This is a genomic window from uncultured Flavobacterium sp. (genome assembly GCF_963922255.1).
Lineage (GTDB): Bacteria > Bacteroidota > Bacteroidia > Flavobacteriales > Flavobacteriaceae > Flavobacterium.
In genome coordinates, this window is record NZ_CAWUIC010000041.1 from 1 (window position 1) to 2,615 (window position 2,615).

At 30.0% G+C, this 2,615-nt stretch carries 3 protein-coding genes; all 3 read left to right on the forward strand.

The window, feature by feature from the left end:
- Positions 1 to 209: 209 nt before the first annotated feature.
- The 3 genes from AABJ49_RS14215 to AABJ49_RS14225 all read left to right on the forward strand — a co-directional run bounded on the left by AABJ49_RS14215 (position 210) and on the right by AABJ49_RS14225 (position 2,539).
- A complete protein-coding gene (locus tag AABJ49_RS14215; protein WP_338378955.1) occupies positions 210 to 677 on the forward strand; it encodes a DUF1905 domain-containing protein in 468 nt (155 codons plus the stop codon).
- A 178-nt stretch (positions 678 to 855) separates the two neighbouring features.
- Positions 856 to 1,335, forward strand: a complete 480-nt coding sequence (locus AABJ49_RS14220; protein WP_338378956.1) for a hypothetical protein — start codon at positions 856 to 858, stop codon at positions 1,333 to 1,335.
- Between the two features lie 160 nt (positions 1,336 to 1,495).
- Complete coding sequence (locus AABJ49_RS14225; protein WP_338378957.1) at positions 1,496 to 2,539, forward strand: tetratricopeptide repeat protein; 1,044 nt, start codon at positions 1,496 to 1,498, stop codon at positions 2,537 to 2,539.
- Positions 2,540 to 2,615 lie beyond the last annotated feature (76 nt).

The window sequence follows — 2,615 nt, forward strand, 5'->3', positions numbered from 1 at the left end:
AAATAAAATCTGCTGTTAACAACTGTTTTGCACAATGGCTTGGGCTTGGTTTTTCCTTCGGAAAAACCTCTACGAATCGAAATTTTGTCTATATTTGTTGTGGTCAGTCTTGAATCACAAGCCACTGATGCAAAGCAGCCAAACGTTGGCAGTAATGTAAAAAACGAACAAAATCGAAATTTAAAGACCATTGAAAGATTGAAAAACAAATGAATTACATTGTTGAGAATGAAAAATTAACCCTTCAATATATTCCAGGAAATGGAGCTTGGACTTATCAATTGATAATCCCAAACACAAAAAATATCAAAGGAAAATGGGGCGATTTGAAAGTGTCTGGGACAATAGATGGTTATAAAATAAAGAATAAGAATTTAGGGCCAGTAAAAAATTCTGATAAAAAAATGTCTGTTAATTCCGAAATTAGAAACGCAATAAACAAAGATGGAGGAGATACTGTAATCGTGACATTATATCTCGAAAATCAAACCGGAACGAATGACAATTCTGAAATTTTGGAATGCTTTAAAGATGCACAAGTTTTGCAAATTTTTGAGCGACTGGAGAAAATAGAACAGACAGAAATTCTAAATGAAATCTGGACTGTTGCAACGGACGACCAAAAAGCGGAAAAAATAATCAAGGCAATTGAAAACCTTGAAAGTAAACGAAGATAAGTGAGTGGAAAAACACTACTGCCAACAATGTATAACCGCAATTACGGCGGATTCGACTACGTCCGAATCCACTCGGAATTGCTAACGCCAGTGCTTAACCGAAAATAAACGCTAATTTAACCCGTAACTGACGGTTATACGAGACCGTTGTGCATAATATTGACAAACTAAACGCTGAATGAAAAAAACTACAATTTTAATTGCAATATTTCTTATAATCGGAATAAAAATTAATGCGCAGGAATTGACCTGTGCGGATTTTAAAATCGGACAATTCTATATTCCCGAAACGAAAGAAATGGCTAAATATACCATCGTTGAAAATGACAGTATTTCGGAAATGTCACCTGAACGAGATTCTTCTATTCAGAAATATATTGTACTCCGAGAAAAAAACACCCAAATCGAATGGACAAACGGAATCGGAAATGGAAAGCCTGAATATGAAATTCTTGAATGGATTGACGATTGTACTTATCGACTAACTTATGACGCTTCAAAATCGGAATTGGATGCAGAAAAAAAATGGATAAATGAAAATAATGGAATTGTAGAAACCAAAAGAAAAATAGAAAACAAGTGTTTATTTTATACTGCAACTATGACAACAAACGAAGGAGATACAATTGCACAAGACGGAATAATTTGTAAAGAATAAAAAACACTATGCACAACACCGTATATAATTTATTGCTAGTTCTAGCCTACTTACGAAAATCCTCGCGGATTTTCTATTCGGTTTGTATTTGCTAAATTAGGTGCTTAAAACACGCAACAAACCATATACAAACACGTTGGCAGTAATTATAAATCCGTATATGAAAGAACTATTTTTTTTAATAACATTACTTTTTTTTAATTTAGCATTAAGTCAAAATAACATTTCTGAAATAAATGGAAAATGGATAAAGTTAAAATCAGAAATGAAAGATGGAAGTAAGCTTTTTTCAAGATTTGAAGAAGACTCAACTTATGTAGAATATACAATAAATGCTAACCAACTTTGCTTTAATTTAAATCCAATTCATAAAACAAATCAAAGTTGTCTAAATTATACATTAACAAATAATTTTATAAAAACATCACAATATTCTGGTTATATAATTGAAAAAATAACTGCCGATTCACTAACATTAAGCGAAAAAGTTGATGACTTAACAAATGATAAATTGAGAAGATTTTATTTTGTTAAACAAGAGGCAATCGTGTTAAAATTGAAAGAAAAGTACAAAAACAAGAAAAATATTATTGCTTCAAAACTATTTACTCCCAAAACTGAATCAACAATAGAAATTGAGTTAAATAAAGCTTTTAAGAATAATTATTCAAACTTTGAATTAATCGGAAATTTGAAAATTTTCCCAAGAGAAAAAAGAATAAAAACTCAAATAACATTTTCTACACAAAAAGATTCTGCAAGAATAAAAACAATTAAAAAAGTTATTGATAACTCATTTGATAAATGGAAATTGACAGACTTTAGTGAATATGAATCTATCGAATTACCGTTTGTTTTAAAAAGTGAAATTACAAAAACATATTGGGGAATTAAAACAATCTTTTTTACACAGGATTTAAATGAACTTGAAATAATTTATGGTGGTAAAGCCGAAGATAACAGAAAGGGATCAGAATTATTTAATAAAGGTATTAAGGCGTATCAAGAAAAAAAATATTCCAAAGCAATAGAATATTTTACAGAATCATATAAAATAGACCCTAAAAACATAGATGCATTATATAATAAAGCTGCTGTTTTATTTGAATCAGGTGATAAAGATAATGCTTGTAATGTTTGGAAAGAGATTTCAAACTTAGGACAAGTAAATGGAAAAGTGTTATATCAAAATTATTGCGATTAAAAAAAACTACTGCCAACAGGCGTTCCTATGTAAAGCACCATAAAGTTATTAACAACTTTGAGTAGGGGTTATATTT

Coding starts and splice junctions, on each gene's coding strand:
- AABJ49_RS14225 (WP_338378957.1), top strand. CDS start 1,496: ATGAAAGAACTATTTTTTTTAATAACATTACTTTTTTTTAATTTAGCA.
- AABJ49_RS14215 (WP_338378955.1), top strand. CDS start 210: ATGAATTACATTGTTGAGAATGAAAAATTAACCCTTCAATATATTCCA.
- AABJ49_RS14220 (WP_338378956.1), top strand. CDS start 856: ATGAAAAAAACTACAATTTTAATTGCAATATTTCTTATAATCGGAATA.